Raw genomic sequence first — 17,454 nt, 5'->3', positions numbered from 1 at the left:
TTAGTTCAGCTGCTATAGGCATAATTGTTGTAATTTTTGCAACTTTGATACCTGGATACCCGGGTGTTCAGGGGGATTGTTGTATGGAATACAACAATTCTTCCGCTAAGCCGGCTGGAAGAGGCGGAATGCTGTATTTTCTACAACAATTTCCGGTTGCAGCCGATTTGATGAAGGGAATGTTGTATTTTGTGCAGGATTGTTAATCAAAATTGTAATTTGCTCTCTTGCGGGATAACGCTGCATTCAACTACGTATGAAAGTTTGCCGCTGGAAGGGGAGTTATCTGCAGCTTAAGCAGTCACAGGATTCCCGGCATGATCAGCATGTTCAATGGAGGAAGGGGAGTTAAGAATATGAATATGGATGAACCAAGAGTCTGCCGCGCGCCAAGAGGCAGCGTGCTGAACACCAAGGGCTGGGTGCAGGAAGCGGCGCTGCGTATGCTGATGAACAATCTCGACCCTGAGGTGGCGGAGCACCCGGAGCAATTGGTTGTCTATGGCGGGATCGGCAAGGCCGCGCGCAACTGGGAGAGCTATGATGCTATTGTGCGCTCCCTTAAAATGCTTGAGGACAACGAAACTCTGCTGATACAGTCCGGCAAGCCGGTTGCCGTCTTTCGCACCCATCGTGATGCCCCGCGCGTGCTGCTGGCCAATTCCAATCTGGTGCCGGCCTGGGCCAACTGGAGTACCTTCCATGAGCTGGACCAGAAAGGGCTGATGATGTACGGGCAGATGACGGCGGGCAGCTGGATTTATATCGGTACGCAGGGAATTGTGCAGGGGACCTATGAGACGTTCGCGGAGTGTGCGAGGCAGCATTTCGGCGGTTCGCTGCAGGGGACGATCACACTTAGCGCAGGACTCGGCGGCATGGGAGGCGCGCAGCCGCTGGCCGTCACCATGAACGGCGGGGTATTCATCGGCATCGATGTGGACCGGACGCGGATTAAGAAAAGAATCCAGTCCCGCTACTGCGATGTGCTGGCCGAAACGCGGGATGAGGCGCTGTCGCTGGCTGAAGCAGCCCGGGACACCGGGCGGGCGCTTTCGGTGGGCCTGCTCGGCAATGCGGCAGAGGTACTGCCGGTGATGATATCCCGGGGATTTGTCCCGGATATTCTGACCGACCAGACCTCGGCCCATGATCCGCTGAACGGCTATGTGCCGGAAGGCTTCACGGTGGATACGGCTAAGCAGCTAAGAATTGAGGACCCGCAGGGATATATACAATTGGCGCGAAAGAGTATCGCCCGCCACGTCGAAGCGATGCTGGAGCTTAAGCGGAGGGGGGCGGTTACCTTCGATTACGGCAATAATATCCGCCAGGTCGCCTATGATGAAGGCGTGAAGCAGGCTTTTGACTTCCCGGGCTTCGTCCCGGCCTACATCCGCCCGCAATTCTGCGAAGGCAAAGGACCGTTCCGCTGGGTCGCCCTGTCGGGCGATCCTGAAGATATCTATAAGACGGATGCGGCTATTCTGAAGGCATTCCCGGATAACGAAGGGCTGCAGCGCTGGATTACTCTGGCGCAGGAGAAGATCTCCTTCCAGGGGCTGCCTGCACGGATTTGCTGGCTCGGCTACGGTGAACGGGCGAAGTTCGGGCGGATTATCAATGATATGGTGGCAGCCGGAGAGCTGTCTGCGCCGATTGTTATCGGCAGGGATCATCTCGACGCAGGCTCTGTCGCTTCCCCCAACCGGGAGACGGAAGCGATGCGTGACGGCAGTGATGCGGTATCGGATTGGCCGCTGCTGAATGCGCTGGTCAATACCGCTGCAGGCGCCAGCTGGGTATCGCTGCACCACGGCGGAGGCGTCGGCATGGGCTATTCGCAGCATGCCGGAATGGTCGTAGTGGCTGATGGAACGAAGGAAGCGGAAGCACGGCTTGAACGGGTGCTGACCTCAGATCCGGGGATGGGAGTAGTCCGCCATGCGGATGCGGGGTATCCCCTGGCTGTGGAGACAGCCAAGGCTCAAGGCATTGTGATGCCCATGCTGATTGACCCGAAAGGAGTCAAGTGATGATCTATATTCAGAACGCTGCGCAGATCGCGACGCTTGGCGGTGCCAGTAATAAGCCGAAGACGGGCAAGGAGATGGAGGAGCTCGGGCTAATCGGGCATGGGGGAATCGTGATTGAAGACGGTATCTTCACCTTCGTCGGCAGTGATGAGGATGCGCGCAGCTATGTGGAGCAGCATGCCGGAGATAAGCAGGTGACGGTGTTCTCAGCGGAAGGAAAGACTGTTACGCCGGGGCTGGTCGATCCCCATACCCATGCCGTTTTTGCTGGCTCCCGGGAGTTTGAGCTGAATCTGCGGCTGCAGGGCGCTAAATATATGGACATTCTAAATGCAGGAGGTGGAATTCTGTATTCCACCGAACGGACCCGGGAGGCTACGGAGGAACAGCTGATCGCCGAAACCGTGAAGCGGCTGGACCGTTTCCTGGCGCATGGGGTAACCACCATCGAAGCCAAGAGCGGATACGGATTGCGGCTGGAGGATGAGCTGAAGCAGCTGCGGGCGGCCCGGAGGCTGGATGCTTCCCATCCGGTGGATGTGGTGTCCACATTCATGGGCGCGCATGCCGTGCCGGTGGAATATCGCGGCGATGCGGATGGATATGTCCGCTGCGTGATTGAAGAGATGATTCCGGCTGTGGCCAGGGAGGGGCTGGCGGAGTTCTGTGATGTGTTCTGCGAAGAGGGAGTATTTACGGTGGAGCAGTCCAGGGATATTCTGGAGGCGGGCCGGAGCTGGGGGCTGAAGCCCAAGCTCCATGCCGATGAGATTGTCTCCTGCGGAGGAGCAGAGCTGGCCGCCGAGCTGGGGGCAGTGACAGCGGATCATCTGCTGCATGCTTCCGAAGCTGGCATACAGGCGATGGCGGAGAGCGGAGTAATCGCCGTATTGCTTCCGGGCACAGCCTTCTTCCTGATGGCAAAGCCTGCGGATGCACGGGCGATGATTAATGCCGGTGTGCCTGTTGCGCTGTCGACCGACCGCAATCCCGGCTCCTCCCCGACGGAATCGCTGCCGTTTATTATGAATCTGGCCTGCCTGACGATGGGCATGACTCCGGCGGAGGTGCTGACGGCCTGTACAATCAACGCGGCACATGCGATCTGCCGTGCGGATGTGATCGGCAGCATTGAGGTTGGCAAACAGGCAGATCTGGTAATGTTCGATGCGCCGAATGTTCTCTACCTCCAGTACCATTATGCGGTGAATCTGGTGGATACCGTGTTCAAGAAGGGTGAGGCAGTCATTCAGAACGGACGGAGGGTATGGTGATGAGAACCTTGCGGATTAATGCGGAACGTCTGCAGAATAACATCCGGGAGCTGGCCAAGTTCGGCCTGAATGAGCAGACCGGAGGGCTGGACCGGACGACCTTCACTGAGGCCGAGCTGGCCGCCCGGCAGTGGCTCAAGAGTAAGCTGCTGGATCTGCAGCTTAGGGTCAGGATAGATGAAGCGGCGAATATCTGGGCCACCCGAAGGGGCGCGGGACAGGGGACTGCATCCGGAGCTTCAAAAGTTATGGAATATCCAGAGGCTTCGCAAGACTTAGAGGTTTCAGGAGTTCCGGATGGGCAGATGATTTCAGATCAGTTAGGAGATTCAACAGCTGCCGGCAGCTTAGGTGCTTCCGGCAGAGCCCGGGAGAGCCTTCCGGTGATCGCATTCGGCTCCCACATCGATACGGTTCCAAACGGCGGTAAATATGACGGTGCGCTTGGCGTTCTGCTGGCTCTGGAGGTTATGACAGTACTGGAAGAGAACAAGATCAACACCCGTCATCCGCTGGAGCTGGTTTCCTTCAGCGCGGAGGAACCTAATCCGTTCGGACTCTCCACGTTTGGCAGCCGGGCGGTCGCGGGCAAGCTCAGCCGGGGTGATCTTGCCGGAGTGCGCAATGATCAGGGGCAGCTGCTGACGGAGGCGCTGCGGCGGGCAGGCGGCGATCCTGAGCATTTCGAACAATGCCGGAGGGAACCCGAGGCGTTTGCAGCTTTTCTCGAAGTCCATATTGAGCAAGGTAAGCGGCTGCTGGACCGGGGCATTCCAGTGGGAATCGTCACCGCCATCACGGGAATTTACCGCGAGGAGATTACCGTCACGGGAGAAGCGAATCATGCCGGTACCACCTTGATGCAGGACCGGAAGGATGCGCTGATGGGCGCTTCTGAGATGATGCTGGCGTTCGAAGCGGTCTGCCGGAAGCATCCGGCGGATGAAGCCGTGGGCACGATCGGGCGGATCAGCAATGAACCGAATGCCGCCAATATTATTCCGGAGAAGGTACTCTTCCACCTGGAGGCCAGGGGAGCGGACCGCCAGCAGATTCAGGAGATGATAGGGGACTGGAGCCAGCAGGCTGAGGGGATTGCCCGAAGCAGAGGCCTCCGGCTGGAGCGGCGGCTGATTCTGGATCAGGCGCCGCAGCCAATGGATGCACGGGTCATTGATGTGAGTACTGCGCAGGCAGAAGCGCTGGGGATTCCAGTTCTGCAGCTGGGCAGCATGGCTGGTCATGATGCCACGCATATGGCTTCGCTGACCCGCGCGGGAATGCTCTTCGTACCGAGCCTGGGCGGCAAAAGCCATTGCCCGGAGGAAGAGAGCCGGATAGCGGATATTGAGAAGGCGGGCAATGTCCTGCTGCAGTCTATTCTGGCACTCGATGAGCAACTAAGCCGTTAGGAGGACCAAACCATGCGCGAAATATATTCAGCAGATGTTCTGTACACGCAGGACGAATTCAAGAAGAATGGCGCTCTGCTGGTGGAGAACGGGATAATTACGGATGTGGGAGAATGTGAAGAGCTGCTGGGCAGCTATCCCGACGCCAGGCACATCCACTGGGAGGACAGAGCTATCGTTCCCGGTACCGTCAATTCACATAATCACTCCTTCCAGAGTCTGCTGCGCGGGATTGCAATTGATAAGCCGTTTCTGGATTGGCGGAATCAGGCCCTGTACAAGTACACACCGCTTCTCGATGAAGAGGCCATCTATACCGGCGCACTGCTTGCCTTCGGAGAGATGCTGCGCTACGGAATCACGACCGTCTGTGATTTCTTCTATGTGCATAACGGCGGAACTGTCTACGATGAAGCTGTGATCCGGGCCGCGGGTGATCTGGGAATCCGGCTTGTATTTGCCCGCACGATGTATGACTGGACCGGGGCACCACTTGCTTACCGGGAGACGGTTCCGGAGGCTGTAGAGCGGACGCGGTCATTAGCCAAGAAGTATCAGGGCAATCCCATGGTTACGGTACATCCGGCTCCGCATAGCCCGCATGCGGCTTCACCGGAGATGATTAGGGCCGGGCATAAGCTGGCTATGGAGCTGGATACGCCTTTTCATATCCATGTGGCGGAAGAAATGTTCGAGGTAGAAGAGATCCAGCGTGACTATGGCCTGCGGCCTGTGCATTATCTGGATTCCCTGGGCGTTCTCGACGAGCGGATGATTGCGGTTCATCTGGTCTGGCTGGAGGATTCCGAGATTGAACTGATTGGCGCAAGACGCGGGTCGCTGGCATACTGTCCGTCCAGTAATATGTTTCTGGCTGACGGGGTGACCCGCATTCCCGACCTGCTGAAGGCAGGCGTCAGAGTGACACTCGGGACTGACGGAGGCTGCAGCAATAACCGGATCAGCGTGTATGAGGAGATGCGTATGTGTGCGCTTTTGCAGAAGGTCAGCCGGCTGGACGGTACCTGCATCACTGCCGGACAGGTGTACCGGATGGGCACCCGGAGTGCCGGGGAGATTCTGCAGCTGCCGGTGGGTTCGCTCGAAACCGGGCAGTACGCCGACTTCGCGGCGCTCGACCTTCAAGATCTGTCGCTGGCTCCGAAGCGGGAATTGTTCGCGAACATGGTCTATGCCATGCAGCCGGGAGCGATCCGGACAGTAGTCGTGGGCGGGAAGGTGGTTTTTGAACAAGGAAAAATCAAGGCAGTATCCGAAGCAGCCATCGGCAGGCGGGTAGACCGGTTGTTTGAGAAATGGGCGAAGCTGGAGTAATTCATGTCATTCATCACCATCAGATTCTAATGTATTTCATACAATTGATTGCTGAAGTCCGGCTCCATAACACCCTTTCTACTGGGATCTGCTGTACAGAGTGCAACAGATTCAGTTTTTTAGCACATTTAGTGCTGATCTGTTGTACAAAATGCAATTGAACTCTTGCTGGGCGCCACCGGTTCAATCTGTATGGGAAGAAAATAATGGAAGCCTGGTTATATTTAAGGCTGCCGGAAGCATAAGCTTGTCTATAAGTCCTGTCCACAAAAGGGGTTGAAGACTTGGCGAGTGCGTTTCTAGGCAGCTTTTTATCTGCAATGGCTACGGTTCTTGGCGTGATTCCCATCCTGTTCGTGAAGCGGCTGTCTGAGCTGTGGAAAGATGTGCTGGTGGCCTTTACCGCCGGTATTATGGTGTCCGCGACCACCTTCGGACTGATGCCGCAGGCGATCAAAGAGTCGGGAATCATCGCTCTTACTCTGGGTCTGATTACCGGGGTGCTTCTGCTTGATCTGATCGAGAGCCATATTCCGCATATTGATGTGGAGAACAAGCCCGGTCTCAGCAATCTGGATTCCAAAGCGCTGCTCGTGATGATCGCGCTGTTCATTCATAATATTCCCGAGGGGCTGAGTACCGGCTTCAGCTATGCCAGTGAGCAGGCGAGCCTGGGGCCCATGGTAGCTATTGCGATCGGTGCCCAGAATATGCCCGAAGGCCTGATCCTGGCAATATTTCTGATGAATGCCCGTGCGACCCGGCGCAAGGCATTGACTATTGCTGCCCTGACCGGCCTGATGGAGATGGTATCGGCGGTCATCGGATATTTTACAGCCAGCTATGTGCAGAATGTGGTCGGTTACGGGCTGGCCTTCGCGGCCGGAGCGATGCTCTTCATTGTCTATAAGGAGCTGATCCCGGAGAGCCACGGCCATGGGTATGAGCGGCCTTCGACTTATTCGTTTATATTCGGGTTGCTGGCGATGGTATATATTACAACGTTTTTTGGCGGATGAAGGATTTGCATAGAGGTTTTTCCGCAAAGTCTGTCGAAAAAGTCTATTACTATGGCGAAACTAAAATCTTTGGCAGCAATGCCTTACTATGTTGTACTGATCTATATAATTGCGGGGTTGCTTGGAGCGGGTTATTTTCATACCCGGTCCTTTTTGGTGTTGGATGTTCTGCTGTATGCTGCTGCGTTTAGCTGTATTCTACACTCCGGCAGGATAATGCTGCTGCCTGTGCACGTTCTTCTGCTGGTATTCACGGTGATGTATTGGATATCTGCGGTTTGGGCGGTTGATCTTGAACAGGCGGTGCTGGAGGCGGCCAAAATATCGTCGCTGCTCCCGTTGTCTTTGCTGTTTGCCACACTGTCATCGGAGCAGCGGGACCGGGTATGGTCGGCATGGGCCTGGTGCGGTGCAGCGCTGACCCTATGGGGACTGGTCTTTGGCTTGTTCAGGGAGGGAAGACTGGAATCGACGCTTGGGTATGCGAATAGCTATGCTGTGATAACAGCTGCAGCCATAGCGGCCGGTTGGCGCGCTTATCAGCTATCGGGATATAAACGTTACTGGCTGGCCTGCGTTGTCTCCTCTGGGGGGCTGCTGCTCTCCGGTTCCAGGGCTGTGATCATTCTGGCTGTCATTGGGGCGGTGCTTTATGTAGGGATTACAGGGCAGAACAAGAAGATTGCAATAATGGGTGCTCTGACAGCGGCAGTCTTGTTGGTTGGTGGCATTGCCCTAATCGTGTGGGTCGGTGGGGCAGCTTATCGGGAGATTGCCTGGAATGCGCCTGAGTTCACGCTGCGCCGGATCTATTGGAATGATGCGCTGCAATTATGGCGGAAGCATTGGCTGCTTGGTGTAGGAGGGGGCGGCTGGGCCGTGCTGTACCCTTCCGTATTTGTGAAGTACGCACATCAGCAGTATTTTCAGGTGGCTTTGGATACCGGCATACTGGGGGGCTTAACCTTCATTGCAATGATTACCAGTTCGCTTTGGGCAGGTTTGCGCAGAGGGCACACAGGACGGAGTACCCTGCTGGCAATTATCTTGTTTGGTATCCATATAGCCTTTGACATCGAATTGGCTTATCCGCTGATCTTCGGGCTGTTTATTATGCTACTTACCGGAGCAGAGGCTGAGGGTTTCTCTGCCAGACCAGTCCGCATCTCCCGCAGGACGGGTGCAGTTACAGCATTGCCGGTGCTCTGCGCTATAGTGGCTTTTACATGGCTGACCCTGGGTTATAACCGGCTTGCCGGAGGAGAATCGCAGATGCTCAGGAAGGACTGGCATAAGGCGGAGCAATCCTTGCTGGGAGCAGACAAAGCACTGCCATGGTCTCATGAGACACACTATCAGCTGGCAGCCTTGTATTCAGCAATAGCTCGAGATAAGGGAGATGCAATATATATGGACAAGGCCGTACAAGAGATGCAGACTGCCTCGGATATGATCCCGGAGAACAGAAATTATAAAGCGATGTTGAAGCAGGCAGAGAAACAGCAAGAATGACTGTTTATATATTAAAAATCACATTGTAATATTCTGGAGTTCCTCGTATAGTAGTGAAGGATTTTCCAAATTCGAATCCTACATATCCGCCGGGGGGAATTATTCTGCACAACATTTTACGTAAAATTAGCGCTTCGCTTGCAGTTCTTATGCTGCTGGCACTGAGCGCGCCTGTACTGACCTATGCGGCCAGTATACTGAAAGTTTATTACAATGCCTCCACAGGAGAAATTTCAGGAGTGATTTACTCTGATCAGTCGGATATTTCACTGAGTCTGGATAACACCGATGGAAGCAAGGTTCAAGTCCCTGGATCAGTCATTGGGGAGGTCTACCATTCTAACAGCGCGCTTGTATATTGGGCCAAGGTGAATGGAAATATTGCCACCGGGCTGATTCCCGGCAGTGCAACTGTAGAATCGGGCGATACCAGACAGTTTAACGCAAGTGTATCGGGGGATGTGTATTCTTTTGATAACAAGGTTACTACTCCGTATATCGAGCACTACTGGTACAGTTTCCTGAATAAAACTACGATGGTAGCTCCATATTGGCTTACTGAGGACAGGTTTGGTTTGGCTCATTATAATATCTATGACAACAACCAGCTTATGGCTTCAACTAAGAGTTATTATCGCGAGTTCTATAACCTGCCTTATAATTCTCTCCACAGGTTCGAACTTACTTCGGTAGATTTACTGGGTCATGAGTCAGAACGCTACAGCTATCCTATGTATGCTCCCTCTCTAATGCCGGAAGGTAAAGTTCTGCTCAGCGGCAAAAAAAGAGGTGCGGCCCTGATGCCTAATGACGAAATACTGGCATTCAGGCCAAGCGCCCAGCATCTGGATACAGATCCGGGATTCAGCTTCCAGCTTACATTACCGGGAGCTCAGGCTGCTGATTTCTCCCATTTTCCGTATTTATTTGATGCAAATGAAATAGCGGCTTCCGATTTTGAGCTCGCTGATGATTCCGGGCGGATTTACCAGGTGGATTCCTTAAAGTTTGAGGATGATACCTTTCATTTTGGATTTGCCGGCCAGTTAAATACGGATAGTATGTATACTTTGCGGCTTTCATCAACGGCATCCGGCAAAGAGATTCATTTGCCTGATATCAATTCAAGATATGGATGGCTCTATCTTTACTTAACCAGCTCCAAAGACGGTGTCCCCTACAACTTTGATTATTTTCCTGAGAATATTTCCCTAGGGCTTTTCCCGGACAAGCCAACAGGGTTCGCAGCAGCACCAGGGAACGGGACGTTGAATCTGACCTGGAACAGCAACACAGAAGCCGACCTGGACGGTTATCGTGTATGGCTTGATGGTCAATTGCTGACGAACTCGCCCATTCATCAAACGAATTATCTGATTCAGGGATTACAAAACGGGAAAAATTATCATGTGAACGTTGCTGCCGTAAATAAAGCCGGGGACCAATCCTATCAGGCCTATCTTTTCCCGGCTCCGCAGAGCACGGGAAGCGGTACGGTTGGCGGTGGAAGTAATACTGGTGGTGGAGGCGGCGGTGGCGGTGGTATCGCCAGCCCGGCTACTACCGGGGCCGCTTCAACTCCAGCAGCTCCTGTAATCACCGTTGTTGACACAGCAGGTGTTGCGAAGCCGCTGGGCACGGTGTTGAACAGTGAGAATGGCAAGACTACAGTTTCCGTAGCCAGTGACATTAAGCAGCTGTTGCTGCCGGCTGGCTTGGTGCCAATTGATAAAAATAACGCTCTGGCCGTTGTCAAAGATGACTTGTCCATTCAAATTCCGGGTGGAGTACTGGACCAGCTGAAAGGCCTGGTTCCGGCAGAGGCATGGAAGGATGCTAAGGTCTCTGTTGAATTTTCTCCACTGACCAGTGAGGAAATTGCCAAGAAGACGGACGCCATTACCGCAAAATCGGCAAATACGATAATTACTTCCGCAGGTGCTGCATTTGAAATAAGATTATCGCTGATTACAGCGGACGGGAAAGTAACCGGTTTGTCCAAGCTTGACCTTCCGGTTACGCTGAAGCTGAAGGTTAATGCAGGTGTGGACGGCAATCTGACCGGGATTTATTACTTGGGCGACCCAGGAGACCTGCAATACATGCCTGGACATTTAGATAATGGCTTCTGGATTGCAGAAACCAGTCATTTCAGCCAATATGCCGTACTGCAATACAGCAAAATGTTCAGGGATATTTCAGCGTCTCATTGGGCAGCTGCGGCAATACAGTCTATGGTTGCGAAGCAAGTGGTCACAGGAACAAGTGATCTGGACTTCTCTCCGAATCAGAATGTAACACGTGCTGAATTTGCAGCATTTATTGCCCGGAGCCTAGGTCTGAAATCAGGGAGTGCGGGCAGCTTCACCGATGTGACTTCAACCAAATGGTATGCCGGCGAGATCGCCGCTGCCGCAGAGGCCGGCATTGTGACCGGTACTTCCGGATCAAGCTTCGCACCGGATCAGCCGATTACACGGCAAGAGATGGTATCGATGCTGATGAAGGCTTATGTATATAAGAATAAGACACCGCTAAATGCGGGAGAGCCGGAGATTAAATTTACCGACTATAGTTCCATCGCTGCCTGGGCGCGGCCGTATGCCAGCGCTGCCCAGAAGCTTGGGCTGATCCTGGGACAAGGCAGCAACAAATTTAATCCGCTGCAGAAGGCTACGCGTGCTGAAGCGGTACAATTGATCTCCAAACTATAGTTTTATTGATTCTCAATATTCAGACCGCCTGTGGTGCAGACACCAGGCGGTTTTTTGTATTGAAATGGAAGCGAGGCACGATTTGCGTCTGCTTCCCAAAGCGGCTATACTGGCTGTTATCCCAGCGATTCATAGAGCGCTAGCTTGAAGATGGAAGGTGTGATTTGATGGACAGACTAACCTGGGAAGCTTTGCTGACATTTGTACTTCTGGTTATTGGTTTCATAAGCTTGTATGCTGCCATTCACAAACGGACGAACTTTGCCCGTTACAGTATGACGGTTCTGCTGATTGCCAGCGGGGCGCCGCTCGCGGTGATGCTGGTGCTGGAGAGCAGAAGAGACGCGCTCGATGCGAATATTGGGCTGGGTATGGCCTTTTTGCTGACATGGCTCATTACTGCCCTGGTGTTTGCCGCTTCGGTGATTATATGGATCGTTAAGAAGAGAAAGCACGGTTAACCGGATTTATCGCTGTAATTCAAACTTGTTCCCCGGAGGTATGAAAAAGAAGCTGTCCAATGACTGCAGATTCCCTGCAGCTTCAAAGGCAGCTTCTTTCGCTTTGGAATCATTCAACTCTACAAGTGCACTGTATACCGTCCTGCCTTGCTCACCTTACGGACAGCCTCTAGCTCAAGGGCAGAGAGCGGCGGTGAGGTAGCGGATGCAATATTCTGCCGCAGCTGCGCAAGGCTGCTCGCCCCCGGAATAATCGCGGCAACGGCAGGATCAGCCAGCGGATATTGCAGCGCTGTCTGCGTCAAGGTGCGGGTGAGGGTAGTCTGCTGCATTAGCTGGCCGTGCAGCTCTGACAGCTCCGCAGCAGTATAGTCCAGATATGCCCGCTCCGCCTTGCTGCGGCCATGTTCTGTCAGGATGCCGCTGGCCAGCGGTCCCCGCGCAATCAGGCTGATACCCTCCCGGGCCAGCAGCGGAAGGATGCTCTCCTCCGGGCGTCTGTCGAGGATGCTGTACTGGCTCATCACACTGACTATTCCCGAGCGCTGCACATATTCCCGGATGACATTCGGCCGGATGGAGGAAATCCCGTAATGACGGATGACCCCTTCCTGCTTCAGCTCTTCAAAAGCTTCGATAGTCTCGTCAATCTCATCTTCCAGCGTTCCCCCGTGCAGCTGATACAGATCGATATAATCGGTCTGCAGCCTGCGCAGACTCTCTTTCACCGCCGAGCGGATATAGCTTTTGGAAGCATCCCAGCTCCAGCCCTCTTGGCCGGGAATTCTGCGGTTGCCCACTTTGGTGGCCAGAATTATATCTGCACGGCGGTGCCGGATCGCCTGGCCGACGATTTCCTCATTGCGGCCTTCATCGTAGAGATCGGCGGTATCCAGGAAATTGATTCCGTGATCAAGCGCTTCGTGAATAATAGCAGCGGCCTTCACCTCATCCGTCCCCAGCGTCATACAGCCGAGGCCCATGGCGCTTACATATAAATCAGATTGTCCCAAACGGTTAGTGTTCATCTGACCTGACGTCCTTTCGTTACTGTAATTGTGTCTATTATATCATCCTGATACGCCAAAACGGCAATCCTGCCGCCGCTGACTGTCAGCCGGGCGGGCAGGATTGCCGTTATAAGTAAGAATAGATGTTGTCTTTCAGCTTTTCAGGCGCCGGATTATCCGCGCAGAATGTTCTCAATCTGCTCCAGCTCTTCTGCACTCAGCTCAGGCGCATTCAGGGAAGCTACAGCATCTTCGATCTGGCTGACTTTGCTCGCGCCGATCAGGGCGGAGGTCACTTTGCCGCCGCGGAGTACCCAGGATAAGGCGAGCTGGGACATCTTCTGTCCGCGGGCAGCGGCAATATCGTTCAGCTTGCTTACCTTGGCGATCACCTCGGCCGTGATTTCCTTCTCGGAGAGGAACACGCTTGGTCCGGCTGCGCGGGAATCCGCGGTAATGCCTTTCAGGTAACGGTCGGTCAGGATACCCTTTTGCAGCGGAGAGAAGGCGATAGTGCCGATGCCTTCTTCAGCCAGCACATCCTGCAGCCCGTCTTCGATCCAGCGTGACATCATCGAATAGTTCGGCTGATGAATCAGGCAGGGAGTGCCGAGACGGCGGAGAATCTGCGCGGCTTCACGCGCTTCTTCAGGCTTGTAGTTCGAAATACCGACATACAGCGCTTTACCCTGGCGTACTAGCAGATCCAGTGCAGACATGGTTTCTTCGAGCGGTGTATTCGGATCCGGACGGTGGTGATAGTAGATATCCACATAATCCAGGCCCAGCCGCTTCAGGCTCTGATCCAGACTGGATACGAGATTCTTCTTGGAGCCCCATTCGCCGTATGGACCGGGCCACATATAGTAGCCGGCTTTGCTGGAGATGATCAGCTCATCGCGGTATGCGGCGAGATCCTTCTTCAGAATCTGTCCGAAGCTCTCTTCGGCGGAGCCTGCGGGCGGACCGTAGTTATTGGCGAGATCGAAGTGGGTAATCCCCAGGTCGAAAGCGCGGCGGACCATAGCCCGGCCGTTCTCGAACACGTCGTTGCCGCCGAAATTATGCCAGAGTCCAAGCGAAATCGCCGGGAGCAGCAGGCCGCTGCGGCCGGTGCGGTTATATTTCATAGTGTCATAGCGTTCAGGACTTGCGATATACATATTTTTCCTCCTACAATTTGTTGGTTAGTGTGTTCTGTGATTAATGTGTACAAACTGGCGCTCCCTATCCGGGGAATGTTAGCGTTTGCTTCTCCGGCCGGGCCACCTCCTTATTGTAGCGAATCCGTGCGGATAATCGTATGTCAGCATGGATGATGTTTATAGAACAATGTCAGTATCGGTGTGGCGGATGCGGTATTCTTTGGGGGAGCAGCCTTTAACCTTTTTGAACATACGGGAAAAGAGCAGTGCGTCCTGATACCCGACAGAATGCGAGATTTCGCCGATGGTACAGCTGGTCTCGGTCAGCAATTCGCAGGCCTTGGCAATCCGGAAATTAAGCAGATACTGCTGCGGCGGCAGACCGATCGTCCGTTTGAACAATGTGGAGAGGTACTTGCGGTCCAGCTTCATAGAAGCGGACATGCTCTCCACGGTGACATTCTCACAGTAATGGGCATGCAGGTAGTGGAGGCATTGCTCGACATAGACACTCTTTTGACGCGGAATCACCAGGTTTGCAGTGGCCGGAACCGTGCGCAGCAGCAGGGATAAGAACTCATAGAGGATTACCTTGAGCGGCAGATCCAGCACATCCTGGCAATCGGCGGCTTCAGACAGCCTCCCGAATAGAGAGGGCATCAGCTCTTGATCCATCGGGAACACCGGCTGCTCCGGCGACAGCGAAGTCCGCGACAACAGATATCCGGCTTCTTCTCCGGTAAAAGCAATCCATGAATAGGTCCAGGGGCTGTCCTGGTCTGCGGCATAATGCGTCACAATATGGGGATAGGTGAGGAAGGCTTGTCCTGCCCCCAGCGTGTGGCTCGCTTCCCCGACAATAACTTTGCCGGTGCCTTCGTGAATGAAGTGGATTTTGTACAAATCACGGACCCCGGGTCCGACGGAATGGCCGGGTGCGCATTGCTCCTGTCCCCAATAATGGAGATGTAGATCGGGACTGGTGCGGTGTGGACGATGGGAATTATATTTGAATATGGCCATGCTTCAGCCTCTTTCCTGTATAGGGAGTGTTCTTTGCCTAAAAAGCGTATATTCCCCATTATACATCAGTTTCCCCAAGGCAGATCAACCGCAAAATAACCCCACAAAGTGGGGCTCTGGCTTCGATGATTACTCAGGTACTTTGCGGGGACCCCAAGGCAGATCAACCGCAAAAAGTCCCGGCTCCGCTGAAAGGGAGAGGGACCATACGTACATATTCACAACGTAGACGGCGTCGCCGTTTCCTGCCTGTCAGGCTTCCATTTTGAGCATAACGAGTTCTTCCACGGGCACACCATTCACCAGATGCTCCTCCACAATGCGCGCCACATCTTCGGTGGTTACATTGTAGTACCAGATTCCGTCAGGATACACGATGACAAAAGGACCGTTGCCGCATAGGCCGAGGCAGCTGGTTTTGTTGATTTTGACCGTTTTGTTAATCCCGTGTTCCACCATCTGCTCTTTGAATTCCTGCATGACCTCTTCAACATCCTGGTTATTGCAGTGTTCGCTGCAGCAGAAAAGTAAATGTTTCTTGAGCACCTTCAAACGCATATTCATCGCGGTTCCCCCTAAATGATATCTGAGTGGCTGACCTGTCTTATGAGGAGTATAGCCTCTTTTGGCGGTGCTGTAATGCGGTTGAGACCATTGTTCTAAAAGGCTTAATAAATGCCATGAGGCGGATAATTAAGTGTTATCTATGCTGACTCCGAAACGGGGAATATGAGTAAAATGTGTCCGGAATGCAGGAGGAAATCCGCTTGGAAATTATTTCCCCGATTATTTCCTGTTTCATAAATAATTTGGAGGTTACGTTTACAAGTTTATAAAATATCAGTTTCGCGGATGCCTGTTTGGTTAAGTAAGGGATGTGAAAGTTAAAGTGAGACCAATCCTTATTCACAAAATAAGCTACCAGGAGGGAATCGTTATGAACAAGAAAATTGTAGGTGTATTCTATACCGAGCATGAAGCTTCACGGGCCATTGAAGACTTGAAGAGTCACGGGTTTCTGACAGAGGATATCTCAGTGATAGCGAGAAACAAACGGGATGTTGAAGCGATCAGTGATGAGACAGGAACCAAGGCGCCTGAAGGCATGGCATCCGGTGCAGCAACAGGCGGTATACTCGGCGGTGTCACCGGGCTGCTGGCAGGCATCGGCGCACTGGCGATACCGGGGATCGGGCCGATTATTGCTGCGGGACCGATTGCCGCGACATTGACGGGAGTAGCCGTGGGTGCAGGAACAGGCGGGCTTGTGGGAGGTCTGATCGGGCTGGGTATTCCCGAGGATGAAGCAGAGAGTTACGACAACTATGTGGATGAAGGTCGCATTCTGGTCATGGTTGATGCAGATAACACGCGGGCAAGTGATGTATACTCCATTTTCCGCAACCATAATTCAGCGAACGCAGACCGTTATATGGATGATCCTAATACAACCGGCGATGCTGCGGATACCGCACGTCATTCGGTAACAGATACTGTGGATGCTGCGTTCAACGGCTCCGGTCTTGAAGGCAGGGACGATACAGGGCTGGATACGATGAATTCGGCAACGGAGCATGATCTCCCGGGGACAAGAGCACTGGATGATGTGAACCGGCCGGGAATGACGGGAGATGTATATTCCGGTACGCCGAATGGCATAGATGGGACGCTGGATAGTACACGAACTGGCGGGTTCAATGATCTGGATGAAGACCGCAAGCTGCGTTTGCGTGAAGAACAGCTGGATGTATCCAAGAACAAGGTGCAGACCGGTGAGGTCAACGTACACAAGGAAATCATCGAAGAGCAGAAAACGATCAATGTCCCGGTTACCCATGAAGAGATTGTCATTGAGCGGCGTGCCGTCAATAATGACACAACAGCAGAGCCGGTTGGCGCGGATGAAACGATCCGAATTCCGGTGAGCGAGGAGCAGGTGGAGGTCCGTAAAAATACGGTCGTTACCGGTGAAGTCGAAATTCACAAACGTGAGGTTCAGGGAACCGAGCAGGTACAGGATACGGTCAGACGCGAGGAAGCACGGGTCGACAAGAGCGGAGATGTGAAGGTGGACGGCAGTGACGAGCTGCTGAGAGACCACAGCCGCAGCCGTTAAATAGCAGGGACGTTATAACATTCTGACAGGCTAGATGACGGGATTTGTCATTAGGCTAAAGCAAGTGGGAACGGTTTTGCCGTCACTTTAAGCATGGAACTGTTTCAGCGAGAAAATAAAAGGGTTTCCGCGAAGTCCAGCCGGACTTCACGGAAACCCTTTTATATATTCATTGAACCGGTAATCTTCGGATCAGAATGAAATTCAGCTTGAAGCAAAGGGCCCAATCCGGCGAGGCTTTAACTGTATTTTCTGCAACTAAAATCACTGATAATTGCCCGGGAAGTGCTTTAGTTGCACTTTATACAATTATATTGACCAGTTTCTCTCAAAAGGATCACCTCATGCTATTTTAGCTGTACAGAATACACTTAGCGTAATAAATCTGGGCGTATAC

General features: G+C 53.3%; 14 protein-coding genes and 1 pseudogene. 11 read left to right on the top strand and 4 right to left on the bottom strand.

Annotation, left to right across the window (positions count from 1 at the left end; translation table 11 throughout):
• The first annotated feature begins 83 nt into the window (after positions 1–83).
• From MHI42_RS14895 to MHI42_RS14855, 9 genes are all read left to right on the top strand, one after another.
• Positions 84–206, top strand: coding sequence for a hypothetical protein (locus MHI42_RS14895; protein WP_342424296.1), 123 nt, complete (start codon positions 84–86; stop codon positions 204–206).
• A gap of 150 nt (positions 207–356) precedes the next feature.
• Positions 357–2,036, top strand: a complete 1,680-nt coding sequence (gene hutU / locus MHI42_RS14890) for a urocanate hydratase (protein ID WP_342424295.1) — start codon at positions 357–359, stop codon at positions 2,034–2,036.
• On the top strand, positions 2,036–3,310 hold the full coding sequence (gene hutI / locus MHI42_RS14885; protein WP_342424294.1) for an imidazolonepropionase: 1,275 nt from the start codon (positions 2,036–2,038) through the stop codon (positions 3,308–3,310). Before hutU ends, hutI begins: the two co-directional genes overlap by 1 nt.
• Positions 3,310–4,722, top strand: coding sequence for a Zn-dependent hydrolase (locus MHI42_RS14880; protein ID WP_342424293.1), 1,413 nt, complete (start codon positions 3,310–3,312; stop codon positions 4,720–4,722). Before hutI ends, MHI42_RS14880 begins: the two co-directional genes overlap by 1 nt.
• Before the next feature lie 12 nt (positions 4,723–4,734).
• The gene (locus MHI42_RS14875) at positions 4,735–6,057 is read left to right on the top strand and encodes an amidohydrolase (protein ID WP_342424292.1); all 1,323 of its coding nucleotides are present in this window, start codon (positions 4,735–4,737) and stop codon (positions 6,055–6,057) included.
• A 284-nt stretch (positions 6,058–6,341) separates the two neighbouring features.
• Positions 6,342–7,076 (top strand): ZIP family metal transporter, encoded by a 735-nt coding sequence (locus tag MHI42_RS14870; RefSeq protein WP_081969841.1) that lies wholly within the window; start codon positions 6,342–6,344, stop codon positions 7,074–7,076.
• Positions 7,077–7,127: 51 nt separating this feature from the next.
• Positions 7,128–8,588 (top strand): O-antigen ligase family protein, encoded by a 1,461-nt coding sequence (locus MHI42_RS14865; protein WP_342424291.1) that lies wholly within the window; start codon positions 7,128–7,130, stop codon positions 8,586–8,588.
• A 149-nt stretch (positions 8,589–8,737) separates the two neighbouring features.
• Entirely contained in the window at positions 8,738–11,302 is a 2,565-nt protein-coding gene (locus tag MHI42_RS14860) for an S-layer homology domain-containing protein (protein WP_342424290.1), read from the top strand.
• A gap of 167 nt (positions 11,303–11,469) precedes the next feature.
• Complete coding sequence (locus MHI42_RS14855) at positions 11,470–11,763, top strand: hypothetical protein (RefSeq protein ID WP_171717491.1); 294 nt, start codon at positions 11,470–11,472, stop codon at positions 11,761–11,763.
• Between the two features lie 119 nt (positions 11,764–11,882).
• Here the strand turns inward: MHI42_RS14855 and MHI42_RS14850 are convergent, their stop codons facing one another.
• From MHI42_RS14850 to MHI42_RS14835, 4 genes are all read right to left on the bottom strand, one after another.
• Complete coding sequence (locus MHI42_RS14850) at positions 11,883–12,791, bottom strand: aldo/keto reductase (protein WP_342424289.1); 909 nt, start codon at positions 12,789–12,791, stop codon at positions 11,883–11,885.
• A gap of 155 nt (positions 12,792–12,946) precedes the next feature.
• On the bottom strand, positions 12,947–13,936 hold the full coding sequence (locus MHI42_RS14845) for an aldo/keto reductase (RefSeq protein ID WP_039302057.1): 990 nt from the start codon (positions 13,934–13,936) through the stop codon (positions 12,947–12,949).
• Positions 13,937–14,095: 159 nt separating this feature from the next.
• A complete protein-coding gene (locus tag MHI42_RS14840) occupies positions 14,096–14,941 on the bottom strand; it encodes an AraC family transcriptional regulator (RefSeq protein WP_342424288.1) in 846 nt (281 codons plus the stop codon).
• Positions 14,942–15,193: 252 nt separating this feature from the next.
• Positions 15,194–15,505 carry a (2Fe-2S) ferredoxin domain-containing protein gene (locus MHI42_RS14835; protein ID WP_342424287.1) on the bottom strand — a complete coding sequence of 104 codons (312 nt, stop codon included), beginning with the start codon at positions 15,503–15,505 and terminating at the stop codon, positions 15,194–15,196.
• Positions 15,506–15,878: 373 nt separating this feature from the next.
• Here MHI42_RS14835 and MHI42_RS14830 point away from each other — a divergent pair.
• Positions 15,879–16,373 (top strand): annotated as a pseudogene (locus MHI42_RS14830) (general stress protein); the annotation flags it as partial.
• Positions 16,374–17,057 carry a YsnF/AvaK domain-containing protein gene (locus tag MHI42_RS14825; RefSeq protein WP_342424748.1) on the top strand — a complete coding sequence of 228 codons (684 nt, stop codon included), beginning with the start codon at positions 16,374–16,376 and terminating at the stop codon, positions 17,055–17,057. It begins immediately after the preceding pseudogene.
• Positions 17,058–17,454 lie beyond the last annotated feature (397 nt).

Origin of the sequence: Paenibacillus sp. FSL E2-0178, from assembly GCF_038593005.1 — a bacterium.
Lineage (GTDB): Bacteria > Bacillota > Bacilli > Paenibacillales > Paenibacillaceae > Paenibacillus_AQ > Paenibacillus_AQ phytohabitans.
The sequence above is the reverse complement of the archived record's forward strand: the minus strand, read 5'-3'. Positions and strand labels throughout refer to the sequence as shown.